The 25853-nt window shown below is 72.0% G+C and carries 25 protein-coding genes; 6 read left to right on the top strand and 19 right to left on the bottom strand.

What is annotated here, in order from left to right; all coding sequences use genetic code 11:
* Nucleotides 1-3: 3 nt before the first annotated feature.
* Both ACFQS1_RS34995 and ACFQS1_RS34990 read right to left on the bottom strand, forming a co-directional pair.
* Complete coding sequence (locus ACFQS1_RS34995; protein WP_378976306.1) at nucleotides 4-1629, bottom strand: glycoside hydrolase family 27 protein; 1626 nt, start codon at nucleotides 1627-1629, stop codon at nucleotides 4-6.
* 3 nt (nucleotides 1630-1632) lie between these two features.
* Nucleotides 1633-2760: a ricin-type beta-trefoil lectin domain protein gene (locus ACFQS1_RS34990; RefSeq protein ID WP_378976305.1), complete on the bottom strand. Its 1128-nt coding sequence runs from the start codon at nucleotides 2758-2760 to the stop codon at nucleotides 1633-1635.
* Nucleotides 2761-3228: 468 nt separating this feature from the next.
* On the opposite strand from ACFQS1_RS34990, the gene ACFQS1_RS34985 reads away from it, so the two are divergent.
* Nucleotides 3229-4641 (top strand): non-reducing end alpha-L-arabinofuranosidase family hydrolase, encoded by a 1413-nt coding sequence (locus ACFQS1_RS34985; protein ID WP_378976317.1) that lies wholly within the window; start codon nucleotides 3229-3231, stop codon nucleotides 4639-4641.
* A 63-nt stretch (nucleotides 4642-4704) separates the two neighbouring features.
* Here the strand turns inward: ACFQS1_RS34985 and ACFQS1_RS34980 are convergent, their stop codons facing one another.
* The 4 genes from ACFQS1_RS34980 to ACFQS1_RS34965 all read right to left on the bottom strand — a co-directional run bounded on the left by ACFQS1_RS34980 (nucleotide 4705) and on the right by ACFQS1_RS34965 (nucleotide 8034).
* Nucleotides 4705-5232 (bottom strand): hypothetical protein, encoded by a 528-nt coding sequence (locus tag ACFQS1_RS34980; protein WP_378976304.1) that lies wholly within the window; start codon nucleotides 5230-5232, stop codon nucleotides 4705-4707.
* Nucleotides 5233-5322: 90 nt separating this feature from the next.
* Nucleotides 5323-5979, bottom strand: coding sequence for a response regulator transcription factor (locus ACFQS1_RS34975; RefSeq protein ID WP_378976303.1), 657 nt, complete (start codon nucleotides 5977-5979; stop codon nucleotides 5323-5325).
* Entirely contained in the window at nucleotides 5976-7088 is a 1113-nt protein-coding gene (locus ACFQS1_RS34970) for a sensor histidine kinase (RefSeq protein WP_378976302.1), read from the bottom strand. Before ACFQS1_RS34970 ends, ACFQS1_RS34975 begins: the two co-directional genes overlap by 4 nt.
* 61 nt (nucleotides 7089-7149) lie before the next feature.
* Nucleotides 7150-8034, bottom strand: coding sequence for an alpha/beta fold hydrolase (locus ACFQS1_RS34965; RefSeq protein ID WP_378976301.1), 885 nt, complete (start codon nucleotides 8032-8034; stop codon nucleotides 7150-7152).
* A gap of 57 nt (nucleotides 8035-8091) precedes the next feature.
* Between ACFQS1_RS34965 and ACFQS1_RS34960 the strand changes: the two genes are divergently transcribed.
* Entirely contained in the window at nucleotides 8092-11109 is a 3018-nt protein-coding gene (locus ACFQS1_RS34960; protein ID WP_378976300.1) for an AfsR/SARP family transcriptional regulator, read from the top strand.
* Here ACFQS1_RS34960 and ACFQS1_RS34955 read toward each other — a convergent pair.
* The 4 genes from ACFQS1_RS34955 to ACFQS1_RS34940 all read right to left on the bottom strand — a co-directional run bounded on the left by ACFQS1_RS34955 (nucleotide 11085) and on the right by ACFQS1_RS34940 (nucleotide 15279).
* Complete coding sequence (locus tag ACFQS1_RS34955) at nucleotides 11085-11639, bottom strand: dihydrofolate reductase family protein (RefSeq protein ID WP_378976299.1); 555 nt, start codon at nucleotides 11637-11639, stop codon at nucleotides 11085-11087. The genes ACFQS1_RS34960 and ACFQS1_RS34955 overlap by 25 nt on opposite strands.
* A 213-nt stretch (nucleotides 11640-11852) precedes the next feature.
* Nucleotides 11853-12503 carry a PilZ domain-containing protein gene (locus ACFQS1_RS34950; protein ID WP_378976298.1) on the bottom strand — a complete coding sequence of 217 codons (651 nt, stop codon included), beginning with the start codon at nucleotides 12501-12503 and terminating at the stop codon, nucleotides 11853-11855.
* A 128-nt stretch (nucleotides 12504-12631) separates the two neighbouring features.
* On the bottom strand, nucleotides 12632-13666 hold the full coding sequence (locus tag ACFQS1_RS34945) for a BMP family lipoprotein (protein ID WP_378976297.1): 1035 nt from the start codon (nucleotides 13664-13666) through the stop codon (nucleotides 12632-12634).
* An 8-nt stretch (nucleotides 13667-13674) separates the two neighbouring features.
* On the bottom strand, nucleotides 13675-15279 hold the full coding sequence (locus tag ACFQS1_RS34940; protein WP_378976296.1) for a methyl-accepting chemotaxis protein: 1605 nt from the start codon (nucleotides 15277-15279) through the stop codon (nucleotides 13675-13677).
* Between the two features lie 398 nt (nucleotides 15280-15677).
* On the opposite strand from ACFQS1_RS34940, the gene ACFQS1_RS34935 reads away from it, so the two are divergent.
* Nucleotides 15678-17102 (top strand): non-reducing end alpha-L-arabinofuranosidase family hydrolase, encoded by a 1425-nt coding sequence (locus ACFQS1_RS34935; protein WP_378976295.1) that lies wholly within the window; start codon nucleotides 15678-15680, stop codon nucleotides 17100-17102.
* Nucleotides 17103-17209: 107 nt separating this feature from the next.
* Here ACFQS1_RS34935 and ACFQS1_RS34930 read toward each other — a convergent pair whose 3' ends face one another.
* From ACFQS1_RS34930 to ACFQS1_RS34910, 5 genes are all read right to left on the bottom strand, one after another.
* Nucleotides 17210-17959 carry an IclR family transcriptional regulator gene (locus ACFQS1_RS34930; protein ID WP_378976294.1) on the bottom strand — a complete coding sequence of 250 codons (750 nt, stop codon included), beginning with the start codon at nucleotides 17957-17959 and terminating at the stop codon, nucleotides 17210-17212.
* Nucleotides 17956-18903 (bottom strand): PDR/VanB family oxidoreductase, encoded by a 948-nt coding sequence (locus tag ACFQS1_RS34925; RefSeq protein ID WP_378976293.1) that lies wholly within the window; start codon nucleotides 18901-18903, stop codon nucleotides 17956-17958. The genes ACFQS1_RS34930 and ACFQS1_RS34925 overlap by 4 nt, the downstream gene beginning before the upstream one ends.
* Nucleotides 18882-19088 (bottom strand): hypothetical protein, encoded by a 207-nt coding sequence (locus ACFQS1_RS34920; RefSeq protein WP_378976292.1) that lies wholly within the window; start codon nucleotides 19086-19088, stop codon nucleotides 18882-18884. Before ACFQS1_RS34920 ends, ACFQS1_RS34925 begins: the two co-directional genes overlap by 22 nt.
* Before the next feature lie 13 nt (nucleotides 19089-19101).
* On the bottom strand, nucleotides 19102-20127 hold the full coding sequence (locus ACFQS1_RS34915; protein WP_378976291.1) for a Rieske 2Fe-2S domain-containing protein: 1026 nt from the start codon (nucleotides 20125-20127) through the stop codon (nucleotides 19102-19104).
* A gap of 79 nt (nucleotides 20128-20206) precedes the next feature.
* Nucleotides 20207-20776 carry a YciI family protein gene (locus ACFQS1_RS34910; RefSeq protein WP_378976290.1) on the bottom strand — a complete coding sequence of 190 codons (570 nt, stop codon included), beginning with the start codon at nucleotides 20774-20776 and terminating at the stop codon, nucleotides 20207-20209.
* A 191-nt stretch (nucleotides 20777-20967) separates the two neighbouring features.
* Here ACFQS1_RS34910 and ACFQS1_RS34905 point away from each other — a divergent pair, with 191 nt between their 5' ends.
* Both ACFQS1_RS34905 and ACFQS1_RS34900 read left to right on the top strand, forming a co-directional pair.
* Entirely contained in the window at nucleotides 20968-21168 is a 201-nt protein-coding gene (locus tag ACFQS1_RS34905) for a hypothetical protein (RefSeq protein WP_378976289.1), read from the top strand.
* Between the two features lie 91 nt (nucleotides 21169-21259).
* Nucleotides 21260-21925, top strand: a complete 666-nt coding sequence (locus ACFQS1_RS34900) for a class I SAM-dependent methyltransferase (protein ID WP_378976288.1) — start codon at nucleotides 21260-21262, stop codon at nucleotides 21923-21925.
* Nucleotides 21926-21937: 12 nt separating this feature from the next.
* Here the strand turns inward: ACFQS1_RS34900 and ACFQS1_RS34895 are convergent, their stop codons facing one another.
* On the bottom strand, nucleotides 21938-22888 hold the full coding sequence (locus tag ACFQS1_RS34895; protein WP_378976287.1) for an RNA polymerase sigma factor: 951 nt from the start codon (nucleotides 22886-22888) through the stop codon (nucleotides 21938-21940).
* Nucleotides 22889-22938: 50 nt separating this feature from the next.
* A complete protein-coding gene (locus tag ACFQS1_RS34890) occupies nucleotides 22939-23142 on the bottom strand; it encodes a cold-shock protein (RefSeq protein ID WP_378976286.1) in 204 nt (67 codons plus the stop codon).
* Between the two features lie 249 nt (nucleotides 23143-23391).
* On the opposite strand from ACFQS1_RS34890, the gene ACFQS1_RS34885 reads away from it, so the two are divergent.
* Nucleotides 23392-23823 (top strand): VOC family protein, encoded by a 432-nt coding sequence (locus ACFQS1_RS34885; RefSeq protein ID WP_378976285.1) that lies wholly within the window; start codon nucleotides 23392-23394, stop codon nucleotides 23821-23823.
* Nucleotides 23824-23863: 40 nt separating this feature from the next.
* Here ACFQS1_RS34885 and ACFQS1_RS34880 read toward each other — a convergent pair whose 3' ends face one another.
* Both ACFQS1_RS34880 and ACFQS1_RS34875 read right to left on the bottom strand, forming a co-directional pair.
* Nucleotides 23864-24841: an aldo/keto reductase gene (locus tag ACFQS1_RS34880; RefSeq protein WP_378976284.1), complete on the bottom strand. Its 978-nt coding sequence runs from the start codon at nucleotides 24839-24841 to the stop codon at nucleotides 23864-23866.
* Nucleotides 24842-24845: 4 nt separating this feature from the next.
* Nucleotides 24846-25751: an N-acetylglucosamine kinase gene (locus tag ACFQS1_RS34875; RefSeq protein ID WP_378976283.1), complete on the bottom strand. Its 906-nt coding sequence runs from the start codon at nucleotides 25749-25751 to the stop codon at nucleotides 24846-24848.
* Between the last annotated feature and the right edge of the window lie 102 nt (nucleotides 25752-25853).

Below are 25853 nucleotides of genomic sequence, written 5' to 3'. Positions count from 1 at the left end.
AGTTCAGACGCGGGACCAGCGCTGGTTGACAGCGGCGGTGCAGGTCCAGAGCAGGACGACGGTGCCGTTCGCGGTGAGGTTGTGATCGACGTCGAGGCACAGCCCGGACTGCGCGCCGCGGATGGTGCCGTCGGCGTTGAGCGTCCACTGCTGATTCGTGCCGCCGTTGCAGTCCCACAGCTGGGCCTTGGCGCCGGCGGTCGCGTTGAGCGGCGCGTCCAGGCACTTGCCGAGCGCTTGCAGGGTCGAGCCGGAATTGGTCCAGCGCTGGTTGGCGCCGCCGTTGCAGTCCCAGATCACCGGCTGGGTGCCGTTGGCCGTGTTGCTGTTCGGCACGTCGAGGCAGCGGCCGGAGGCGGCGCTGACCAGAGTGGTGGCGCCGGACGGGGTGCCGGTACCCCCGCCGCTGACCCGGTACACCACGGTGCCGTGGCCCGGCACGGAGGCGCTGATCGTTCCGGTGCTGGTGCTCGTCGCGTTGGTCCAGGCGTCGCGCAGCGTGAACGACGACCCGGTCTTGCCGATCGCCGCGGCCGTGGTCGAGACCGTCGTGGTGCCGCCGCCCTGGTTGAACAGGGCCACCGCGACGTCGCCGTTGGCCAGCCGCTTGGCCAGCACCCGGCGGGTGCCGTCGTTCGAGACCTGGGTGGCCTGCAGGGCCAGCGAATCCTGGTTGATCGCGATCAGGTTCTGGTTCTTCAGGATCGTCTGGGTGGCGCTGTTCATGTTGCGGATGTCGTTGCCGGCGATCAGCGGACTCGCCATGATGCTCCAGAGCGCGAAGTGGCTGCGCATCTCGGTGTCGTTCATGCCGCCGCGGCCGATCTCCATCATGTCCGGGTCGTTGAAGGCGCCCGGCCGGGCGTACCCGGCCAGCGGCACGGTGACGTTGACGATGTTCTGGATGCCCATCGGGTAGCCGTTGGTCTGTCCGGTGTCCCAGGCGTTGGTGATGTCCTCGGTGGTGCGCCACATGTTGGCCACGTCGCCCCAGTTGCGCTGGGGTCCGGTCTTGGCGTGGATGCTGTTGGGATTGATGCTGTAGACGATCGGCCGGCCGGTGGCGGCGAGCGCGTCGCGCATCTTGGCGAACGTGGCGACCTGCTGGTCGATGGTGCCGGTGGGCGAGCACCAGTCGTACTTGAGGTAGTCGACGCCCCAGGCCGCGAACTGCCGCGCGTCCTGCGCCTCGTGGCCCTGGCTGCCGGTCGCGCCCGGGTAGGAGTTGAAGTACTGGGCGCAGGTCTTGTCCAGCGGGACCTCGTACAGGCCGAACTTCAGGCCCTTGCCGTGCAGGTAGTCACCGAGGGCGCGCATGCCGCTGGGGAAGCGGGACGGGTCGCCCTGCAGGTTGCCCGACGAGTCGCGGTTCGGGTTGAACCAGCAGTCGTCGACCACCACGTACTGGTAGCCGAGGTCGCGCATGCCGCTGTTGACGATGGCGTCGGCCATCTGCCGGATCAGCGTCTCGTTGATGTTGCAGCCGAACGTGTTCCAGCTGTTCCAGCCCATCGGCGGGGTGCGGGCCACGCCGTTCTCCAGCGCCTGCGCGGCGGGGGCGGAGACTACGGTCAGCGCGCCGGCCACCAGCAGCAGCGCGGCAGCGAGGGTGGTCTTCAGACGTCTCATGATTTACCGCCTCGTCCAGAGTTGATTCGTGGCCGCGGTGCAGGTCCAGAGGATCACCTGGGTGCCGTTGCCGGTGGCGTTGCCGCTGACGTCCAGGCAGAGACCGGACTGGGCGTTGCTGATCGTGCCGTTGGCGTTGAGATTCCAGCGCTGGTTGGTGCCGCCGTGGCAGTCCCACAGCTGCGCCTTGGCGCCCGCGGTGGCGCCGGTCGGTGAGTCGAGGCATTTGCCGAGCGACTGCAGGGTCTGCCCGCTGACGGTCCAGCGCTGGTTGGCGCCGCCGCTGCAGTCCCAGATGATCGGCTGGGTGCCGTTGGCGGTGTTGCTGCCGGGCACGTCGAGGCAGCGGCCGGAGGCGGCGCTGACCAGCGCCCCGCTGGTACCGGGCGTGCCGGTGGTGGGCGTGCCGGGCGTGCCGGGGCTGCCGATCGAGCCGGACACCGAGCGCAGGGCCGCGTACCAGACGGCGGCCATCTTGTCGTATCCGGTGGCGGTGGGGTGGATGCCGTCGATGAGGTCGGACGGGGACAGCGCGGCATGCATGTCGACAAGGTGGACCCGCTTGCCGGCGTTCACCTTGGCCTGCACGATCCCGGGCACCGCGGCGTTGAAGGTGCGCGCGGCCGACTCCTGACTCGCGGAGCTCAGCGGGATGATCGTCGCCACGAAGACGTCCGCCGAGGGGGCCGCCGCGGTGATGTGGTCGATGAGGGTGGACAGCCGGTTCGGCGCGCCGCCCAGGTTGTAGTTCTGCAGGACGTCGTTGGTCCCGATGTGCAGCAGCACGGTGCGCGGGCTGGTGCCGGCCAGCCACCCGTTGATGTTGGCGTCGATCTGATCGATCCGCCAGCCGGGGTGGCCCTCGTGGTCGTGATCGCCCAGCGCGGCCGGACCGTTGAACTGCGATCCGACCAGGTCGACCCGGTAGCCGTCGGCGGCCAGCCGCTGCCACAGGCCGATGCGGTACCCGCCGGGGACCTGGGTGCCCTCGGTGATGGAGTCACCCAGCGGCATGACCCGCACGCCGCCGTTCGACTCGGCGGCCGCGCTGCCGGCCGTAACGGCGATGCCGAGCGCCATGGCCAGGGCGCCGAGCGCCGCGGCGGCGAACCATCGCGTTCTTCTTCGCACGGGGATGTCTCCTTCCATGGCCGACCGGGCGGCACGTGTTAGCGATAACAGCGACACCTGCGCCCGATTGCCGGCCTTATGGAGAACGGGGGATGGGGATGGGAACGTTAACAGCTTGATTCGTGAGATTGCCAGATCATTTCCCAACCTTCAAGTGGCGGTCGTCGATGGGTCCCGCCGCGGCGTCCGCCATGGGCAAGATTTCGCTGTTCATTGCAGCTTTGGCCGACGAATTCCGGCCCGGGAATGCCACGGACCGTCCCGCCTTCACACGCATAACAGGTTTTCAGTGCCGATCTCGAAGAATCCCTTCTTGACTAAAAGGTTGTGAAGGTTAACATCGACGAAACGTAATGGCCCCGCGTGATCATCTTCAGGAGGAGCGACGTGGAACCATCCCCAAGCCGACGCCACCGATGGCTGGCGGTGGCGGCCGCGGCACTGACCACGCTGGCCGGCGGCGTGTTCATGATCGTCAACGCCCCCGCGGCCTCGGCCGCGACGATCGACACCAGCGCCTGGTACGTGCTGGTCAACCGCAACAGCGGCAAGGCTATCGACGTCTACAACCTGGCCATGAACGACGGCGCCCGGATCGCGCAGTGGAGCCGTAACGACCAGAACCAGCAGCAGTGGCAGTTCGTCGCCTCCGGCGGCGGCTACTACCGGCTCAAGTCGCGGCTGTCCGGCAAGGTCCTCGACGTCTACAACTGGTCGACCGCCGACAGCGGCGCCATCGTCCAGTGGACCGACAACAACTCCGCCAACCAGCAGTTCAGCATCCAGGACATCGACGGCTACATCCAGCTGATCAACCGCAACAGCGGCAAGGCCGTCGAGGTGCAGGGCGCCTCCACCGCCGACGGCGGCAACGTCGTCCAGTACTCCGACTGGAACGGCGCCAACCAGCAATGGCAGCTCGTGCGGGTCGGTGGCTCCACCCCGACGACGACCCCGCCGACCGGCGGTGGCTCGTGCACGCTGCCGTCCTCCTACCGGTGGACCTCGACCGGCCCGCTGGCCACCCCCCGGTCCGGCTGGGCCTCGCTCAAGGACTTCACCTCGGTGCCGTACAACGGCGGACACCTTGTCTACGCGACGACCCACGACAACGGCTCGAGCTGGGGCTCGATGAACTTCGGCGTCTTCACCAACTGGTCCGACATGGGCTCGGCCAGCCAGAACGCGATGTCCTCGGGCACCGTGGCGCCGACCCTGTTCTACTTCGCGCCGAAGAACATCTGGGTGCTGGCCTACCAGTGGGGCGCCTGGCCGTTCATCTACCGCACCTCGAGCGACCCGACCAACCCCAACGGCTGGTCGTCCCCGCAGCCGCTGTTCACCGGCAGCATCTCCGGCTCCGGCACCGGCCCGATCGACCAGACCCTGATCGGTGACAGCCAGAACATGTACCTGTTCTTCGCCGGCGACAACGGCAAGATCTACCGGGCCAGCATGCCGATCGGGAACTTCCCCGGCAGCTTCGGCTCCTCGTACACCACGGTCATGAGTGACTCGACGAACAACCTGTTCGAGGCGGTCGAGGTGTACAAGGTGGCCGGCCAGAACCAGTACCTGATGATCGTCGAGGCGATCGGCAGCCAGGGCCGCTACTTCCGGTCCTTCACCTCCAGCAGCCTCAACGGGTCGTGGACCCCGAACGCCGCCACCGAGAGCAACCCGTTCGCGGGCAAGGCCAACAGCGGCGCCACCTGGACCAACGACATCAGCCACGGCGACCTGGTCCGCTCCACCGCCGACCAGACCAAGACCGTGGACCCCTGCAACCTGCAACTGCTCTACCAGGGCCGCTCGCCCAGCTCGGGCGGCGACTACGGCCTGCTCCCCTACCGCCCCGGCCTGCTCACCCGGCAGCGCTGACGGCCATCGGGAGAAGGTGACGGCCGCCCCGTCCCCCACCGGGCGGGGCGGCCCACAACCCGGTCAGGCCGCGACCCGATCGACGGCGCGGCGCTCGGACCGGCGCCGGGTGATCCGGCCCCAGGGCTTCACCACGGCGAGCACGGTGGCGATCGTCAGGGTGGTCAGCGACACCGCCGGCGGGAAGAACAGCGACGAGACCGTGTCCGGGTCGGTCGTGCCCCGCGGGAGCTCGCGGCCGTACGCGACCACCTCGTCCATGCCCGGCTGCAGGAGCACCAGGATCAGCGTGCACAGCAGCAGGTTCAGGGCCAGCTTCACGGCGACCCACCAGTAGCGCAGCAGGCCGTACTTCGTGCCCAGGCCCAGCACCACGCCGGAGATCAGGCAGATCAGGCCCGACGTCAGCATCGGCCAGACGACGAAGGTGCCCAGCGCCTGGTACGCCAGGCCGCGGACGCCGGGGTCCGGCCCGAACCAGCCGACGCCGACCAGAACGGCGACCATGACGTCGATGCCGATCCAGGCGCCGGCGGAGACGATGTGCGTGATCAGCGTGACGCGTCGCCACGGGCGGCTGAGGAATCTCATGTCCCCGACCCTGCCGGTCGGGCGCGCCCGGGACATCCGCCGCCGGGCGACACCCGCGCTACGTCCCCGGACGTACCCCCGGGCCGCGCGCTACAGGTCGACCAGGCCGGACTGATAGGCGAAGACGACCAGCTGCGCCCGGTCGCGCGCGCCGAGCTTCCCCATCGCGCGGCTGACGTGGGTGCGCGCGGTTGCCGGGCTGACCACCAGCCGCCCGGCGATGTCCTCGTTGCTCAGGCCCTCGCCGACCAGGCCGACGACCTCCTTCTCGCGGTCGGTGAGCGAGTCGAGCCGGGGGTGCGGCTTGCGGGCCCGGGACGGGCGGGTGGCGAACTCCCGCACCACCCGGCGGGTCACCGACGGCGACAGCAGCGCCTCCCCCGCGGCCACCAGCCGGATGGCCCGCAGCACCTCGGCCGGCTTGGTGTCCTTGGTGAGGAAGCCGCTGGCGCCGTGGCGCAGCGCGTCGAAGACGTACTCGTCGAGCTCGAACGTGGTCAGCACGATCACCCGCGTACCGGTCATGGTCTCGTCGGCGGCGAGCCGGCGGGTCGCCTCGATGCCGTCGATGCCGGGCATCCGCACGTCCATGAGCACGACGTCGGGGTGGGTCTCGCGGGCCAGCGCCACCGCGGCCAGCCCGTCGGCCGCCTCGCCGACCACCCGCATGTCGTCCTCGGACCCGATCAGGGCGGTCAGCCCGAGGCGGACGAGGTCCTGGTCGTCGGCGAGCAGAACGTCGATCATGACCGGGCCACCGGCAGTGCCGCGTGCACCCGGAACCCGCCGCCGGGCCGGGGCCCGGCGGTCAGCTCGCCGCCGAGCGCGGCCGCCCGCTCGCGCATGCCCGCGATGCCGCTGCCCGGGCCGGACGGCACGCCGCCGAGGCCGCGGTCGGTCACCTCCAGCTCGAGCGCGCCGGGCGCGTACGTGATGGCCACCTCGGCGCTCGTCGCCCCGGCGTGCCGGAGCACATTGGTCAATGCCTCCTGCACGATGCGGTAGGCGGCCAGGTCGACGGCGCCCGGCAGCGGCCCGTCCGGCTCGCCCTCGATGGTCAGCGACACCGGCAGGCCCGCGTGCGCGAGCCGGTCCCGCAGCGCGGGCAGCTCGCCGAGGCCCGGCATGGGCGCGCGGCCGGCGTCGCCGCGAACGGCCGTCAGCGTCGCCCGCAGCTCGTCGAGCCCCTGCTTGCTCGTGCGGCTGATCGCGGTCAGCGCGGCCTCGGCCTGCTCGGGCTTGCGGTGCAGCAGATGCAGCGCGATCTCGGCCTGCATGTTGATCGCGGCCAGGCCGTGACCCACCACGTCGTGCACCTCCTGGGCGACCCGCAGCCGCTCGTCGTCGGCGATCCGCCGGGCGGCGTCGGTGCGGGCCCGCGCGGCCGCCTCCCGGCTGAGCCGCACCGCGACGCCCACCGCGAAGGGTACGACAACCCAGGCCGCGGCCGGGATCAGCCCGGCGATGCCGGGGCCGCCCGCGGGCGGCACGAACGCGTGCACGCTGATCGCCACCAGCGCGGCGCCGGCGGCCACCGCGGCGGGCCGCAGCGGCAGCGCGACCGTCACCGTGTACACCGCCAGCAGGAGGCAGATCATGATCCCGCCGTACGCGTAGCCGCCGATCAGGTACCCGGACACGGCCGCGGTGACGATGGCGAGGGTGACCACGGGCCAACGCCGCCGGACCGCCAGCGCGACGGCCGCCACCGCGATCAGGACCCGGCTCATCGCGTCGAGATGCATCGTGCCGGGCTGGTTCTCGGCCGCGTACCGGGTGGTGACCATGGTGAAGACGAGCAGCGCCGCGGCGAGCAGCCCGTCGCCCAGCCACCGGCGGGCCGTGCTGACCTCCATGAAGTCAGACGATGTCACGGCGTGTTCGTCCCGCTGCCGAGGGCCGCGCCGTACCGTTTGGTCAAACCTCTCGTGACGATGGGGTCCATGCCACCGACCCTGCCCGCCCGGGCGGGCCGCGGCGTCCGTCGAGGGGCGGCTGTGCGCGTACGCCGCCGGACGTACCGGCCCCGGCGAGGTCCTCGTCGAGGAACTCCTCCACCATCGGGGCCAGCAGCGCGGCCCGCTGCGGGAACGAGGCGTGCGTCGTGCCGGGCAGGATCGCGAGGCGGCAGCGCGGCAGCGCCCGGAGGTCGCCGGGCACGCCGCCGCCGAGCAGCCGGAACATCCGCAGGGCGTGTTCCGGCCGGACGATGTCGGCGTCGCCCACGACGACCAGCGCGGGCGCCCGCAACGCCCGGATCTGCGCGGCCGTCCATTCGGGCGGATGCGCGTCCAGCACCGCCATCTTGGTGACCAGGCGGTCCCAGCCGGCCGGATCGGGCGCGGTCCGCACGTACTCGTCGTGCAGCTCCGAGCCGTACAGGTGCTCGGGCCGCAGGTCCTGGGCGCCGTCGAGCAGCCCGGGGTGCAGCCCGCCGCGGTCGAACGCCGGCGAGGCGAGCACGAGCCGCCCGGCCCGCGCCGGGTGGTGGGTGCCGATGCGCAGCGCGACGGCGGCCCCCAGACCCCAGCCGAGCACGTCGGCCCGCGGCAGGCCGAGCCGGTCCAGCAGGTGCGTCACTTCCGCCGCGAAGCCCTCGACGGTGTAAGGCCCCGCGCACTCGGGACTGCGGCCGTGCCCCGGCAACTCGATCGCCACCACGCGCCGGCTTCGCGCCAGCAAGGGCAACAGCACGCCGTACGACGTGCGGATGCCGGACAGCGCGGCCGGCACGAGGATCAGCGGCCGTCCCGGGCCGGCGCCCCCGCCCGCGCAGCCGTGCTCCTCGAAGTACAGCTCCATGCGCCCAGCGTGCGCGGTCGCCCTTACGGTTGGCTTACCGCCGTACGATGATCCGCTGTGCGCTTCGCGATCCTCGGCCCGCTCGCCGTCACCACCGACGACGGCGAGCCGGTGGTGGTGCCGGGCGCCAAGGTGCGGATGCTGCTCGCCGATCTGCTGGCACACCGCAACCGGGTGGTCTCGGCCGACCGGCTGATCGAGGACCTGTGGGGCGACGACGCCCCCGCCGACCCGGCCGCCGCGCTGCAGGTGCGGGTGTCGCAGCTGCGCAAGGCGCTCAACGACGCCGAGCCGGGCGCGCGGGACCTGATCGAGTCCCGGCCGCCGGGCTACCGGTTGCGGGCCGGCGACGTGGACGCCGACCGGTTCGCCGCGCTCGCCGAGGCCGCCGACGTGGAGCGGCTGGGCGCGGCGCTCGCGCTGTGGCGCGGCCAGGCGTACGCCGACGTGGCCGACCGGGAGTTCGCCCGCGCCGAGGCGACCCGGCTGGCCGAGCAGCGCCTGGTCGTGCACGAGCGGCTGGCCCAGGCGCGGCTCGCCCGCGGCGAGCACGACCTGGTCGCCGCCGAGCTGGCCGAGCTGGTCGAGCGGCATCCGCTGCGGGAGGGCCTGCGCTCGCTGCACATCCGCGCCCTGTACGCCGCGGGCCGGCAGGCCGAGGCGCTGGAAAGTTACGCGGGGCTGCGCGAGCGGCTCGCCGACGAGCTGGGCCTGGACCCGGCTCCCGAGCTGGCCGCCCTCTACCGGCAGATCCTCGACCAGGACCCGGGCCTGGCCGCCCCGCCCAAGGCCGCGATCGTCCGCAACAGCCTGCCCGCCCCGCTGGACGAGCTGATCGGCCGGGCCGAGGCGCTCGCCGAGCTGCGCACGCTGATCCCGGCCGGCCGGCTGCTCACCCTGGTCGGGCCGGGCGGCGTGGGCAAGACCCGGCTCGCCGCGGCCGCCGCGGGCGAGCAGACCCGGCCGGACGGCGTGCATCTGGTGGAGCTCGCGCCGCTGCCGCCCGGCGACACCCGGGTGGCCGAGCAGGTGCTCGGGGTGCTCGGCCTGCACGAGGCGCCGGGCCCGGCCGGATCGGCGGCCGATCGGCTGGTGGCGGCGCTGCGGCACCGGGAGATGCTGCTCGTGCTGGACAACTGCGAGCATGTGATCGGCGCGGCCGCCGCCCTGGCCGGCCGGCTGCTGCGCGACGCGCCGGGCGTGTCGGTGCTGGCGACCAGCCGCGAGCCGCTGCTGCTTTCGGGCGAGCGGATCTGGGAGGTGGGTCCGCTCGCGCTGGCGGCCGATCCGGCCGACGTCGATTCCGTACGGCGGTCGGCGGCGGCCCGGCTGTTCGCGGCGCGAGCGACCGCACAGACCCGCGGGTTCCGGCTCGACGAGCGGACCGCGCCCGCGGTGGCGCAGCTCTGCCGCCGGCTGGACGGCCTGCCGCTGGCCCTGGAGCTGGCCGCGACCCGGGTCCGCGCGCTCGGCGTACAGGGCGTGGTCGATCGCCTGGACGACCGGTTCCGGCTGCTCACCACGCGGCAGCGGGACGTGCCGGAGCGGCAGCGCACGCTGACCGCGGTGATCGGATGGAGCTGGGATCTGCTGGATCCGCCGGACCGCGCGGTGCTGGCGCGGCTCTCGGTGTTCCGCGACGGCTGCACGCCCGAGGCCGCCGAGCGGGTGTGCGACGCCGACCTGGACGCGGTGGACCGGCTGGTGGAGCGCTCGCTCGTGGTGGCCGAGCCGGGGCCGCGGTACCGGCTGCTGGAGTCGGTCGCGGAGTTCGGCGCCGGCCGGCTGCCGGACGCCACCGCGATCCGGGCCCGGCACGCCGACTATTACCTGGAGCTGGCCACCCGGGCCGACGCGGGGCTGCGCGGGCCGGGGCAGCGGGAGTGGCTCGCGATCCTGGACGCCGAGCGGGCCAACCTCCAGGCGGCGCTGACCAACGGCGGCGGCTTGCCGCTGGCGCTCGCGCTCACCTGGTACTGGGTCCTGCGGGGCCGGCTCAGCGAGGCACGCGCCGCCCTGGCCCTACCGGGCACGGCCGGACAGGAACGCCGGGCCGCGCCCTGGCGACTTGGTCTCGCCCTGCTGCAGGGCGAGCCGGTGCCTCCGGACGTACGGGATGTGCTCGCTCTTGATCCGAAGGGCCGCGCGGCCTGGTTCGTGGCGAACGCCGTGCTCGACCGCGGCGACCTGGAACTCGCCGCCGCGCTGTTGCCGACCGAGTTCGACGACTCGTGGACCGAGGCCGCGGTGCTGGCGTCCCGGGCGATGCTCGCGCACGCGGCCGGTGACCTGGCCGCCCTGGAAGCGGCCGCCACCCGCAGCGACGTGCTCTTCGCCGGGCTCGGCGACCGGTGGGGGCGGCTGCGGGCCGGCGAATGGCTCGGCGGGCTGGCCGAGTTCCAGGGCCGGCACGAGCGGGCCGCCGCCGTGCACCGCGAAGGGCTGCGCTGGGCCACCGAGCTGTCGCTGCGGCCCGAGATCGGCAGCAAGCTGTCCTGGCTCGCCTGGCTGGCCGTGCAGGCCCGGGACTACGAGGCCGGGCGGGAGCTGGCGGAGCGCGCCTACCGGCTGGCCGTCGAGCAGGGCGCGCCCACCGCGGTGATCTTCGCCGAGCTGAGCCTCGGCATCGCGGCCCGCCGCTCGGGCCGCCTGGACCAGGCGGTCACCCACCTGACCCGGATCGCCGACCGGGGCCGGGCCGAGCCGCAGCCGCCGCCGTATCTGCCGATGGTCCTGGTCGAGCTGGGCCACGCCCGCGACCGGCAGGGCGATCCGGCCGCGGCGCGGGCGCTGCACGTGGAGGCGTACGAGGCCTCGATCGGCTCCACCCGCGACGGCATCGGCGCGGTCGAGGGCATGGCCACGCTGGCCGAGCCGGCCGCGGCGGCCCGGATGCTGGGCGCCGCCGCCACCGCCCGCGACCAGAACGGCGCCCCGGCCGCCCCGGCCGAGCAGGATGAGCTCGACCGGGCGGCGCGACGGGCGGTGGCCGCTCTCGGCCAGGAGCGCTTCGACGATCTGGTGGCCGAGGGCGCCAAGCTCACCCTCGATCAGGCGGCGGCCTTCGGGCGGTAGGTGGCGACGATGACGCCGTTGGTGAAGACCCGGGTGCCGATCAGCTCGAAGGTGGCCGCGACGTCGCTCAGCACGCTGGTGAAGCTGGGGCTGCCCACGATGACCGGGTGGATCCAGAACTTCACCTCGTCGACCAGGCCGGCCTCGATCAGCTGCGCGGTGACCTTGCCGTACCCGTACTGAACGATGTTCTTGCCATCCGCGGCCTTGAGCTTCGCGACCGCCTCGACCAGGTCGCCCGCCAGCACCTCGGTGTTGTTCCACGACGGATCCGTCAGGGTGGTCGAGGCCACGTACTTCCGCACGTTGTTGAAGAAGGCCGCGCCGGTGGTCGGGTCACTCTCGTCCATGGCCGGCCAGGCCTGCGAGAAGCCGTCGTAGGTCACCCGGCCCATCAGCAGCGCGTCGGCGCCGGAAGTCAGCTCGGTGGCGACCTCGATCGCCTCCTCGGCGAAGTACGGCGACGTCCAGACCGGGTTCTCGATGACGCCGTCGAGGGTGACGTAGGTCGAGTTGATGAGCTTGCGCATCGGAGGATCTCCCTGGTGGGTTGCGTGTCGTTGCGGACGGGGAGAACCTTGCCGGGAGGCGCTTACGATTTCCTTCAGGTCCCCTTTCCGGTGGTCACGCCGAGGAGGTGCGTCACAGCTGTCGTCCATGGCGTGTCAGAACCCGGGTCTACGCGCACTGCCGGTCCGGCCGGCTTGGCGGAGCTGTCGCGCCGGAGGGCGGCCGCCGCCCGCTCAGGAGACCGGCTGGTGCAGCCGCCGCTCGTCGATCTCCCAGGTCATCACGTAGAGGCGGATCATCTGGGCCAGGCTTTCCGGCGTGTTGAAGGTGAGCACGACCTGCCGGCCCGGGTCGCCGTGCGGGGCGTCGCGCACCGTCAGGATCGTGCCGCTCAACTCGGCCTGGCCGGACGCGCCGAGCCAGACCGTGGCCCGCATGTGATCGCCGGGGCAGAGCGGCGACGGCTCGTCGATCCAGCACCGCAGGCCGCCCTCGCTGATGTCCAGCAGGGCGCCCTCGACCTCGTGGTCGTCGGTGGCGAGGCGGACCGCGGCGCCGCCACCGCCGCGGACGTACTCCCGGCGGTTGCTCTGCCGCGGGGCCTCGGTCGCGCTGAGGGTCCAGCGGAACGGGGCTTGATCGGAGACGGCGAGCAGGCGGGCGGGCACCACGATCCGGGTGCGCGGCGGCGCCCAGAAGACATCGAACTCGTGCCCCGGCCGGAGGGCGGCGGGGACGGCGGTCTCGAGCGGGGCGGCGACGGTGAAGGTGCCGCGGTCGATCGACTCGAGGCGGGACCGGAAGTTCACCGTCTCACCGAGGACGAGGAACATCGGCGTTCCGACTGGGGGGAGCTCGATGGCGGCGTCGGCCGAGACGGTCATGGTAGAGGGCACCTCGCGGGACGGGGATCCGGTCGGATGTTTTGTTCGGCCGGTGGTGCCGATAGGTGAGCGATTCGGGAATGAGTCATCTCACCCCGGCCCGGCCTGGCCCGTCGCCCGGCGCGCAGCTATGCGGCCGGGACCCGCACGTTGCCGCTGAGGATCCGGAACCGCTCCTTCTCGATGGCCGCGACGTACGGCTTGACCTTCGGGTTCGAGGTGGCGTACCCGACCCCGTCCACCTTGAGGTCGTAGCGCTTGGTGCCGCCCACCCGGTCGCCCTTGACGTACGCCTGGATCTCCTGGAAGACCCCGTTGTCGACCCGTTTCAGCATGGAGGTCAGGATGATCGGCCGGACCGCGGCGGGCGCGCTGAGGTACTGGTCGGAGTCGACGCCGATGGCCCAGGCGCCGCCGGCGGCCGCGACCGCCTCGAAGACGCCGCCGCCGGACCCGCCCGCGGCCGCGTAGATCACGTCGGCGCCGTCCGCCAGCATCGTGGCGGCGGCGGCCTTTCCCTTCTCCGGCGCGCTGAAGCCGCCGAAGTCCGGCGGTTGGGTCAGGTAGCGGACGTCCACCCGGATGTCCGGGTCGACGCTGTGCACGCCGGCGACGTACCCGGCCCGGAACTTGTGGATCAGTGCCACGTCCACGCCGCCGACGAAGCCCACCCGCCGGGTCCTGGTGGCCCGGGCCGCCGCCACGCCGATCAGGTAGGACCCCTGTTCCTCGGCGAAGAGCATGTTGACCACGTTGCCGGCCTTGACCGAGTCGTCGTCGATGATCACGAACAGCGTGTCCGGGTGCTCCTTCGCGACCACGCCGACGGCGGCGGCGTACAGGAAGCCGACCGCGATCACCGGGTTGGCGCCGGTCGCGACCAGCTCACGCAGGCTGGCCGCGCGGCCGGTGTCGCTCTCCGCCTTGGCGGTCACCTCGGTGGCCTGGATCAGCAATTCCTTCTTGGCCCGGTCCAGGCCCGCTCCGGCGGCGTCGTTGAAGCTCTTGTCGCCGCGTCCCGCCGTGTCGTACGCGATGCCGACGTGGATGGTCTCCTGGCCGAGCGAGGGCACTTCCGCGTCGGTCAGGGTCAGTGGCGCGGCCGTGCACGCCGAGACCAGGGCGAGGATTGCGGCCAGCGCCGCGATGATCTTGAATCGCATCGGCGTCCTCAATACCGGAACTGCCCGACGGCCTCGCGCAGGGCATCGGACATGCGGGTCAGGTCGGCCGCGGCCGCGCGCACCCGGACGACGTCCGCCGAGGTGGCCGACGCCGAGGTGGCGACCGCGCGGATGTTGTCGGCGATGCTGGCCGTGCCGGTGGAGGCGGCGACCGCGCCACGGTTCATCTCGCCGGTGGTCGCGGTCTGCTCCTCCACCGCGCCCGCGATGCCGGTCTGGTACGCGCTGATCCGGCCGATGATGTCGCCGATGTGCCCGATCGCGACGACCGCGGCGTCCGAGTCGCTCTGGATCGCCCGCACCAGCTCGTCGATGCGCTCCGCCGCCCCGGCGCTCTCCTGCGCGAGATCCTTGACCTCCCCGGCCACCACCGCGAAGCCCTTGCCCATCTCCCCGGCCCGGGCGGCCTCGATCGTGGCGTTGAGCGCGAGCAGATTCGTCTGGCTCGCGATCGTGGTGATCAGCCGCACGGCGTCGCCGATCGCCGTCGAGGACGCGCCGAGGCTCGTCACGGTTCGGTTGGTCTGCTCGACCGCGGCCACCGCCTGCTCGGCGACGGTCGCGGCGTCGCTCGCGTTGCGGGCGATCTCCGAGATCGAGGCGCCCATCTCGTGCGAGCCCGCCGCCATGGTGTTGACGCTCTCGTTGACCTCGTCGGCGGCGCTGGAGACCAGCCCGGCCTGAGCCGACGTGTCGGCGACCGCCCGGGCGAACGCGCCGGACACCGCGTCCAGCTCGGCCGACGTGCGGCTCAGCGTCCCGGCCTGCGCGGCCACGTCGGAGACGATCGTCCGGATGCCGCTCACCGCGTGGCCGAGCGCCGCCGACATCTCGGCCACCTCGTCGCGCCCGTCGACCACCGGGGTCACCGTGAGATCGCCGCCGGCGACCTCACGCAGCGCGTCCCGGGCGGCGCCGACCGGCCGTACGATGCTGCGGGTCACCAGGAACGCCGACGCCGCGCCCAGCAGGAGCGCGAGCGCGGTGGCGACGCCGATCGTCCACCGCGCGCGGGTCGCGTCGGACGCCGACGCGCGGACCGCCTCGACGCTGCGATGGTCGACGGACTGGCCCAGCCGCTGGGCCCACAACATGATCCGGTAGTAGCTGTTCCAGCCGTCGTACAGGGCGATCTGGTCGGCGTTCCACAGGGCCTGCACGGTTCCCGGCTTGTACGCGGCCACCAGCCGGTCGTTGACCTCGGCGTAGTTCGCCAGCTCGGTGGTGACCCGATCGAACAGCGCCCGCTCGTCCGCGGTGAGCGCGCCGGCGTCGATCTGCCGGAGGAACTGCTGGAACCGGTCGTGCTCCTGCTGCCAGGCCTTGAATGCCACGGACTCCCCGCCCAGCGCCCGTGCCGCGCCCAGCCGGTAGATGTCGTTGATGTAGCCGGACTGCCAGCCGGAGAGCGTCGTGGCGTGCGTCTTGATCTCCTGGGCCTGCCGGGTCAGGACCTCGAGCCGGCGCACCTCGCCGGCCGAGTTGCTCAGCTGCACGAGGGTGGCGAAGCCCATGCCCGCGATGATGAGCAGGAGCGCCAGGACCGCGGCGAAGGCGCAGGCCAGCCGGGCCCCGATCGCAAAGCGCCGCACCGGCCGTCCCCTCTCGTGTCGATTGGTCCCCAGATTCCGATCGGCACCCGCGGGCGTGGTCTTAGCTGGTCGCAGCAGCAAGAATCTGCCGGACCACCGGTTTCGCCGGCTGGGGACGATCATGTCGCCCGACCTGATGGAGTTCTGGGCGCGTTCAATCCGACCGTGGGCCGGACGCCAAACGGGCGGTGGGCCGGGTAATGCCTTTCCGAGGCGCCGCCAGGTGGGGATCCGGGTCAATGCGGAAAGGATTCTCCGCGTTGAACAATGGCATAACAACTTTTCAGCAATGGGTTTTCGATTGAGCCCGTGGGAGCGCTCCCGTAATATCCCTGACGCGGCCGTTAACGCTCCCCCAACGCGGACGCCGCCATCCCCCCGTCAGGAGAAGAACCGCAATGAACAGATCGAGAGCAACCAATGCCATGCTGGCCTCCGCCGGCGTCGGGCTGTTGGCGGCGGCAGCGGTCGCCGTGGCATTACCGGCCGACGCGGCGGCGGCGGGCTGCTCGGTGGACTATGCCGTGTCGTCGCAGTGGCAGGGCGGGTTCGGCGCCAACGTGTCGATCACCAACCTGGGTGATTCGCTGACCAGCTGGACGCTGACCTGGTCGTTCGGCGCCGGGCAGACGGTGACGCAGGCGTGGAACACGGCGCTGACCCAGAGCGGCGCGGCGGTGACCGCGAAGAACATGAGCTACAACGGCTCGGTGCCGACCAACGGCACGGTCTCGTTCGGCTTCAACGGGTCGTGGACCAGCAGCAACCCGGAGCCGGCGAGCTTCGCGCTGAACGGTGTGACCTGCACCGGCGGCACCACCACCCCGACCACCGCCCCGACGACGCCGCCCACCACCCCGCCCACGACCCCGCCGACCACTCCGCCCACGACCCCGCCGACGTCGTCGCCGCCCAGCGGCTGCCCGCTGCCGTCGAGCTATCGCTGGAGCTCCACGGGGGTGCTGGCCAACCCGAAGTCGGGCTGGACGTCGCTGAAGGACTTCACCAACGTCGTCTACAACGGCAAGCACCTGGTGTACGCGTCGAACGTGGTCAACGGCTCGTACGGCTCGATGAACTTCACCCCGTTCACCAACTGGTCGGACATGGCCTCGGCCAGCCAGAACGGGATGTCCTCGGGCACCGTGGCGCCGACCCTGCTGTACTTCGCGCCGAAGAACATCTGGGTGCTGGCCTACCAGTGGGGCGCCTGGCCGTTCATCTACCGCACCTCGAGCGACCCGACCAACCCCAACGGCTGGTCGTCCCCGCAGCCGCTGTTCACCGGCAGCATCTCCGGCTCCGGCACCGGCCCGATCGACCAGACCCTGATCGGTGACGGCCAGAACATGTACCTGTTCTTCGCCGGCGACAACGGCAAGATCTACCGGGCCAGCATGCCGATCGGAAACTTCCCGGGCAGCTTCGGCTCCTCGTACACGACGATCATGAGTGACTCGACGAACAACCTGTTCGAGGCGGTCGAGGTGTACAAGGTGGCCGGGCAGAACCAGTACCTGATGATCGTCGAGGCGATCGGCAGCCAGGGCCGTTACTTCCGGTCGTTCACCTCCAGCAGCCTCAGCGGGTCGTGGACCCCGAACGCGGCGAGCGAGAGCAACCCGTTCGCGGGCAAGGCCAACAGCGGCGCCTCGTGGACGAACGACATCAGCCACGGCGACCTGGTCCGGAACAACCCGGACCAGACCAAGACCGTGGACGCCTGCAACCTGCAGTTGCTCTACCAGGGCAAGAACCCCAGCGCCGGCGGCGACTACAACAACCTGCCGTGGCGTCCGGGCCTGCTCACCCTGCAGCGCTAGGAAGGCCGTCAGGCATTCGAAGTGGTAGTACCGGCGCCGGCCGGGGCCGTGCTCGCGGCTCCGGCCGGCGCTGTCGTCGCCCGGCGGCTTCGGCCGGTCCCGGGCGCTCACGTCCGCAGCGCGCGGGTGATGCCCTGCGCGGTGGCCCGCACCGCCGGGGCCAGCGCCGCCGGCAGCGCCGTTCCGGCCGTCACCACGATCGACACGGCGGCCACCACCTCGCCGTCGGCGGCCCGGATCGGTGCGGCCACCGAGAGCGAGTCCATGGTCACCTGGCGGTCGTTCACGGCGAAGCCGTGCGCCCGGACGTCGGCGAGGATCTTGCGCAGCGCGTCCGGGTCGGTGACGGTGAGCGGGGTGAACCTGGCGAGGGGACCGGCGAGCACGGACTCCTGGACGTCGGCCGGGGCGTGCGCCAGCAGCACCCGGCCGACGCCGGTGGGATGCAGCGGGAAGCGGCCGCCGACCCTGGTCAGCACCGGGACGGCGTGCCGGCCGGCGAGCCGCTCCACGTACACCGACTCGCCCCCCTCGCGAACGGCCAGCTGCACGTTCTCCCGGGTGACGGCGAACAGGTCCTCCATGTACGGCAGGGCCCGCTCGCGCAGGCCGAGGCCGCGCGGGGCCAGGGAGGCGATCTCCCAGAGCCGTAGGCCGACCCGGTACTCGCCGGCCGGGTCGCGCTCCAGCAGCCCACAGTGCACCAGCTCGCCCACCAGGCGATGCGTGGTGGTCAGCGGCAGCCCGGCGCGGCGGGCCAGCTGGGTCAGCGTGAGGGCCGGCCGTTCCGGGGTGAACGCGGTCAGCAGCTGGGTGGCCCGCCGCAGCACCGGCCCGGTCTCGCCCCTGGCAGTCATAGGTCCAGGATCAGGCGTGGACCGGCCGCGCGGGAGACGCAGATGAACATCGTGTCGTTCGCCGCCCGCTCGGCCGGCGTCAGCAGGCTGTCCCGATGGTCGACCGCGCCGTCGAGCACCGTGGTCTCGCACGTGCCGCAGGTTCCCTCGGTGCACGACCAGAGCACCTCGACGCCGGCTTCCTGGACGGCCCGCAGGATCGACCGGCCGGGCGGCACGGTCAGCACGCGGCCGGTGCGGGCCAGCTCCACCTCGAACGAGCCGGCCCGGACCGGCTCGCCCGGCTCACTCGGCGCGAAGCGCTCCAGGTGCAGCGGGCGGTCCGGGCAGCGCCGCTCGATCGCCTGCAGCAGCGGCTCCGGGCCGCAGCAGTAGATCGGCGTGTCCGGTGGCTCGTCCGCCAGGATCGCGTCGAGGTCGAGCAGGCCGGTCTCGTCCTGCGGATGAACCGACACCCGGGCGCCGTACGCGGAGCAGAGCGCGGACCGGAAGGCCATCGACCCCCGGCTGCGGCCGCCGTAATGCAGGCGCCAGTCGGCCCCGGCCGATGCGACGGCGGCGATCATGGGCAGCAGCGGGGTGATGCCGATGCCGCCCGCGACGAACAGGTAGCGCGGCGCCGGCACGAGCGGGAAGTGGTTGCGGGGACCGCGCGTCTCGACCAGGTCGTCCTCGTGGAGACGGTCGTGCACCGCCCGCGAGCCGCCCCGGCCGTCCGGCTCGCGGAGCACGGCGATCCGCCAGACCGTACGGTCGGCCGGGTCGCCGCAGAGCGAGTACTGCCGGACGACGTCCGCAGCCGGTACCAGGTCGATGTGCGCGCCCGGGGTCCAGGGCGGCAGGTCGGACCCGGACGGGTCGCGCAGGTCGAGGACCACCACACCGTCGGCGACCGTCTCGCGCCGGCTTACGGTCAGCCGCATCACGGTCCGTCCCGGCGACATCCGGCGGAGGATGACAGCGGATCCGCGCTGGACGGATGGTCCGGGTGGGCGAGCAGCCACCGCCACATGGCGACCGGGTCGTCCGCGACGGATTCGGCGCCGCAATGGCAGCGCCCGCGCAACTGGTCGGAGCCCGGCAGCCAGTCGACCCGCAGCATTTTCGGCCCGATTTTCGGCCCGGTCATCGGAGCTCGCCGGTCATCGGAGCTTGGCGATCATCCGCCGGGCGGCGAGGCCGCCGGTGTCGATGTTGATGGACAGTTCCTGATATCCGTCCGGCTCGGTCGCGATCACCTGCTCGAGGACGTTCAGCGCGGCCACGTCCTGCAAAACGACGGTCCGGTTGTTCTCCGCCAGGAAGTCGGAGACGCCCTGGTCCTCGAGGGCGAAATCGCGGGCCACCGCCCAGAAGTCGTGCGTCGAGCGCTCGGTCTCCGGGGTGAGCGCATAGACCACCTCGACGTGGAACGCGCCGGGATCGGTGCCGTCCGCGTTCGGCAGCACCCCGACCGGCGCGATCCGGCTGTGCAGCAGGTAGAGGCAGGGCGGCGTGAACTCGATGTCCTGCCAGCGGGTGATCCGCCCGGTGATGCCGGTGCTCTTGGCGTAGAACGGCGGGCAGGCGGCGTCGGCCATCCGCCGCGAGACGTACACGATCCCGGCGTCCTCGTCGACCCGGGTGACGATCGGCGTCTCGGCGACCTCCGGCGTGCCGATGTAGCCACCGTGCAGGTACGTCTCGTGCGACAGGTCCAGCAGGTTGTCCACCAGCAGGCTGTACCGGGCCGCCAGCGGCTCCATCCCGGACACCGCGGTCCAGCCCGGCATGTCCAGCCACGGCGCCCGGGGAACGCGGGTGGTGGCGGCGTGGGCCGGATCGCCGATGAAGACCCAGACGAAACCGTCCAGCTCGGTCACCGGATAGGAGGTGAGCCGGGCCGTACGCGGGATCCGGGCCTGCCCCGGCACGGCCACGCAGGCGCCGCCCCGGTCGTAGGTGAAGCCGTGATAGCCGCACACCACGGTGTCGCCGACCAGGTGGCTCGGCTCCTGCGAGAGCGGGAATCGCCGGTGCACGCAGCGGTCGCTCATCGCGGCGACCTCGCCGGCCTCGGTGCGCCAGAACAGGATGGACTCGCCGCAGACGGTCCGGCTGAACAGCTGCCGGCCGATCTCCCGGCCGTACGCCGCCACGTACCACTGGTTCCGCACGAATTCGCTCATCGGCTCAGCGTGACGGCAGTCACCCCGACGCCGGTCCGGCTCTTCCGGTTTTCGGAAGCGGCGCGTGGATCGCCGTCGGTCAGCGGCGGCCGCCGAAGGTCCAGGGATGCACCTCGATGCGGTCGTAGGCGCCGGTCGCGGCGAAGAGGGCTCGGATCGCCTCCGGGTCGGGGAAATCGCCGATCACGGCCGTGCCCTCCCAGTCCTCGCCGTCCTCGGACAGCAGGCGGCCGAAGGCTATCAGCCGGTCGCGGTCGAGCGGCGGCTCGGCGCGGCCGGCGCCCGGCCAGTCCGTCAGGGGCTTGGCGTGGGCGAGGATCAGATGGCGTCCGGGCTTCTCGTCCGGGCCGCCGGGGAAGTCCCACATCGTGCGGCCGAGCAGGTCGGTGTACCGGCGGACCAGGACCTCGCGGTACACGCCGGCCCGGTAGTTGGGCTCCTCGAAGGCGAAGACGCGCGCGGCCTCGGGACCGGGCAGTTCGACGATGTGCACGCTGCCGGTGCCGGTCTCAAGGTCGGCGGCGAGCGTCGGGCCGCGCGCGATCATGCCCGCGGCGAACCGGTCCATGAACGACCAGTGCTCCTCGACGAGCCGCCGGCGCAGGTCGCCGACGCCGTCCCGGTCACGGCAGTAGAAGAAGTAATCCACCCGAAGAGGGTCCCGTACGGCCCCGGCAAGGTGGAAGTGACCCCGCGGAACGCGCGCCGGGAAGCCCGGGCGGCCGGGTTGACGTAAGGTCTGAGGGGTACACCCGCTGATGGGTTCGCGTCAGCCTTCGCGTCTCGTTGGATCTCGTTCCTGAGGTTCTCTTCGCATCGATGCCACAGGGAAGGCTTGCCGTGCGGTATCTGAGTGACGTCAATCTGCGGGCAGTCCTGGCTGTGCTCATCGCCCGGGCCGGCGGGCGGGTGGAGATGACCAACGCCGAGCTGTACGACGCGATGCTCACCGCGGAGGGGCGGGACGACGGTTTCCTCGTCGAGGAGACCGGCACGGGAGTGTCTCTGTCGATCGCGCCGCGCGACAGAACGCAGACGTGACCGACACCGCCACCGACACCGACACCCACACCGAGACCGGCACCGAGATCCGGACCGCCTCCCGCACCACCGACACCGAGGGAACAGCTTCGTGCCCACACTGACCGGAATGTCGCTCACCCCGTTCCTCGCCTCCCGCGCCGGCGAGATGGACGGGCTACGGCTCGTGCGTCCGGCCCTGGTGCCGGAGATCGGACTGCACCTGGCCGACGACTCGGTCCTGCTCCACGCGCGGATGCAGGCGCAGGCCGGGCCGATCGCGGCGCCGTTCTGGGCGAGTGCGTGGGCCGGCGGGCAGGCGCTCGCGCGGTACATCCTGGATCACCCGCAGGTGGTGGCCGGCCGGCGGGTGCTCGACGTGGCCACCGGCTGCGGGGTGGTGGCCATCGCCGCGGCCCGGGCCGGCGCGGCCGCGGTGGTCGCCAACGACATCGACCCGTACGCGCTGGTCGCCGCGGCCATGAATGCCGAGGCCAACGGCGTCTCGCTCGACCTCACCGGCGCGGAGCTGCTCGACGGCGACGGCGACGGGGCCGAGGTGATCCTGGTCGGCGACGCGTTCTACACCCCCGGACTGGCCGTGCGCATGCAACGGTTCCTGCGCCGGGTCGCGAGCGACACCCACGTCGTGGTCGGCGATCCCGACCGCGGGCACCTGCCGGCCCGGTGGCTCCGGGTGCTGGCCAGTTACCGGGTGAGCGACCTGGGTGCGGCCGAGGACGCGCAGGTCACCGAGGTGTCGGTGCTCGGCCGATGAGCCGGCCGGCGCTCACAGGAAGTCGCGCAGCAGCCGGGAGCGCGCCGGGTGCTGCAACTTCGACAGGGTCCTCGCCTCGATCTGCCGGATGCGCTCGCGGGTAACGCCGTAGACGACGCCGATCTCCTCCAGCGTCCGCGGCACGCCGCAGTCCAGCCCGAACCGCAGGCGCACCACGCCGGCCTCGCGGTCGGTGAGCGTGGCCAGCACCGCCTCGACCTCGTCGCGCAGGAGGGTGTGGCTGACCGCGTCGAGCGCCACGACCGCGTGCTCGTCCTCGAGGAGATCCGCCAGCAGGGCGGTGTCGTCCTCCTTGCCGATCGGCTGATCGAGCGACATCACCTCCCGGGCGTGCTGCCGGATCTCCAGCACCTTTTCCGGCGGCACGTCCATTTCCCCGGCCAGCTCGGCGAGGGTCGGCTCGCGGTCGTGCGCGCGGATCAGTTCGCGCTGGACCCGCCGCAGCTTGTTGATCAGCTCGACCATGTGCACCGGGATCCGAACGACCCGGGACTGGTCGGCCGCCGCGCGGGAAATGGCCTGGCGAATCCACCAGGTGGCGTACGTCGAGAATTTGAAGCCCTTGAGATAATCGAATTTCTCGACCGCCCGGATCAGGCCGATGTTGCCCTCCTGGATGAGGTCCAGAAAGGGCAGGTTCCGGCCGGCGTAACGCTTGGCGATGCTCACCACCAGGCGCAGGTTGGCCTCCAGGAGATGAGTTTTCGCCCGCTCGCCCTCGCGCGAGACGATCCGCAGATCGCGCACCAGTTCCGTGCCGAGCGGCTTTTCCGCCTTGTCGTGCGCGCGCAGCAGCTCGGTCGCGTACAGGCCGGCCTCGATGCGCCGGCCGATCTCGGCCTCCTGCCCGGCGTCGAGCAGCGGCACCCGGCCGATCTTCCCCAGGTACGCCCGGACCGGATCGACCGAGTCGGCGCGGGTGTCGTGCGCGGTCGCTGTCATCGGCTGATCGCTCCCAGGAGTCGTGCGGCGAGCCGTCGCGGTGAGCCCGATCAGAGCGGGCGGATGTTGGCCGCCTGCAACCCCTTCGGCCCCTGGGTGACGTCGAATTCGACGCGCTGGTTTTCTTCCAGGCTGCGGAACCCGTCGGCCGCGATGGCGGTGTGGTGGGCGAACACGTCGGCCCCGCCGTCGTCCTGGGTGATGAAGCCGAATCCCTTTTGGCCGTTGAACCATTTCACGGTACCGGAAGCCATTTGCTTCTCCTCCGAAAATGAGAACCCGCACCGCGCGGCCTCTCGTGCCACCTGGTCGATCCGCGCACGAGCCGAAAAGAAAAAGCGCCCAACAGGCTCAGAGACCTGTCGAGCGCCCACGGCGTCCACGGAAACCAAACTGCAGCGCTTCGCACCGTAGCACGATATCGAGATCAATTTGCCGTACCGGGAAAAGCCGCCGGGCCGGAGCGGGCAGACACCGCCCGGGATGTCCGGCATGCTGAGGGCATGACCGAGAAAACGAAAGATCGTTCCGCCGCGACGCCGCCGGTGCTCTCGGTGATGTTGATCGTCTCGGATGCGGACGCCGCGGTCGCCTGGTACGCGACCGCCCTCGGCGCGACCGAGCTGTGGAACCTCGGCGGCGTGGCCGGCCTCGAGATCGGCGGCGCCCCGTTCTTCCTGCACGAGGTCAATCCCGAGAACCCGGCCGAGACCAGTCCCGGCCAGGCGGGGGCCACGAGCACCCGGATCGAGGTGTTCGTCGACGACCCCGACGCTTTCGTCGAGCGCGCGGTCGCGGCCGGCGCGGTCGCCCGGACGCCGATCCAGGATCACCGCGTGCCCTGGGGGACGCACCGGCAGGGGGGCTTCACCGACCCGTTCGGTCACAACTGGTCGGTGGGCGACCGGTCACCGCTGGGCTCGTTCGCCGGCTGATCGGGCCCGGCCCGCCCACCGCCTCCGCACCGGGATCAGGTCACCGGCCGTCGTAACCGGAGGGCAGGCGCGGCGTGTAGTGCTCCTCGAGGGCGGCGACCTCCGCGCCGGTCAGCTCGATCTCCAGGGCGGCCACCGCGTCGCTCAGATGGCGGGCGTTGGTCGGGCCGACGATCGGCGCGTCGACGACCGGGTTCCGCAGGACCCAGGCCAGCGCGATCTGCGCCATCGGCACGCCGCGGGCCTCGGCGACGCGGCGCACGGCGTCGACGATGGGGCGGTTCTCCTCGTGGGCATAGCGGGCCTGCAGCGGGTCGGACCCGGCGCGCCGGGTGCTCATGTCCTCCCACGGGCGGGCGAGGCGGCCCTTGGCCAGCGGGCTCCACGGGAGCGAACCGACGCCCTGGTCGGCGAGCAGGCCGAACATCTCCCGCTCCTCCTCGCGCTGCAGCAGGCTGTACTGGTTTTGCATGGACACGAACCTGGTCCAGCCGCCCAGGTCAGCGGCGTGCTGCAGCTTGGCGAACTGCCAGGCCCACATCGACGAGGCGCCGAGGTATCGCGCCTTGCCGGCGCGCACCACGTCGTGCAGGGCCTCCATCGTCTCCTCGACCGGGGTCTCGGGGTCGAAGCGGTGGATCTGGTACAGGTCGACGTAGTCGGTGCCGAGGCGCCGCAGCGATGCGTCGATGTTCTCCATGATCGCCTTTCGGGACAGGCCGGAGCCGCCCGGTCCGTCGTGGACCGGGAAGAAGACCTTGGTGGCCAGCACGATCCGGTCGCGGTCGGTGTGCTTGCGCAGCGCCCGGCCGACGATCTCCTCGGAGGACCCGCCGTTGTAGACGTTGGCCGTGTCCCAGAAGGTGATCCCGAGGTCGAGGGCCTGCCGGAAGATCGGCTCGGCGGCGTCGTCGTCCAGCGCCCAGCCGGAGCCGCGGCCGGGCTCCCCGAAGCTCATGCACCCCAGCGTGATCCGACTGATCTTGAGACCCGAACTGCCCAGACGTGTGTACTCCATGATCTCAATCTACGACGCTGCCGAGGAGGGCGTCGTGCAACGCCGCCGGGGACAGCGGGCTCCGCGGCCGTGCCGCCAGCCAGGCCGCGCCGGCCGCCGGGTCGCGGCCGGTGCGCGGGCGCAGCCCCCGCTCGCGCAGGATGCCGAGGACGCCGTCGCGGACCGGCGTGCCGGTGGTCAGCAGGCCGCCGGCCAGCACGACCGGGCCGTCCGGACGTAGCTCGTCGAGGGTGTGCACCAGGTGGGCGACGGCCGCGCCGACGATGGCGGTCGCGTGCGGGTCGGCCGCGCGGGCGGCCGCGCAGACCAGCGGGGCCAGCTCGGTGATCTCGCCGAGCGGCAGCGCCTGGGCCCAGTAGACCATCTCGTCGGCGGTGCGCACGCCGGCCTGGGCGGCCACCCGCGCGGCGAAGGGCGACGACCAGTTCCGTACGGCGGTCCGCACGGCTTGCAGCCCCAGCCAGCGGCCCGATCCCTCGTCGCCGAGCAGCCAGCCGAGGCCGTCCTCGGTGCGCACGACGGCGTCCGCGCGCACCGCCGCGGCGATCGCCCCGGTGCCGGCGACGAGCACCGCCCCGGACTCGGCGGGACTCCCGGCCGCGAACGCGGTCACCACGTCGCCGACCACGCCGACCGGCCCGGTCACGCCCAGGGCGGCCAGCGCGGGAGCGAACGGCGCGGCGGAGGCCGGCCCGGCGATGCCCAGGGTCGCGGCGCCCACCAGCGCCGGCGAGTGCTCGCCCAGCGCCTCGCGGACCGCGGCGGCGACCGCGGTCGCGGCGTTTCCGGCGCCGGCGGTCAACGGGTTGCCGGGGCCGGAGCGCCCGCGGCCGACGATTCTCCCGCCGGTCGTCGCGACCACGGCAGTCGAGGCGGTGCCGCCCGCGTCGACGCCCACCACCAGTTCCATGACCGAGATCGAAACATAGAAAGAGTTCTTGGGAAAGAGTTATTGACTGGAGCACGTTGCGGTCGTAATTTTCATCGCCAACAGCACATGATGAAAAGGACG

The sequence above is a fragment of the Paractinoplanes rhizophilus genome, assembly GCF_042664765.1.
Lineage (GTDB): Bacteria > Actinomycetota > Actinomycetes > Mycobacteriales > Micromonosporaceae > Actinoplanes > Actinoplanes rhizophilus.
The sequence above is the reverse complement of the archived record's forward strand: the minus strand, read 5'-3'. Positions and strand labels throughout refer to the sequence as shown.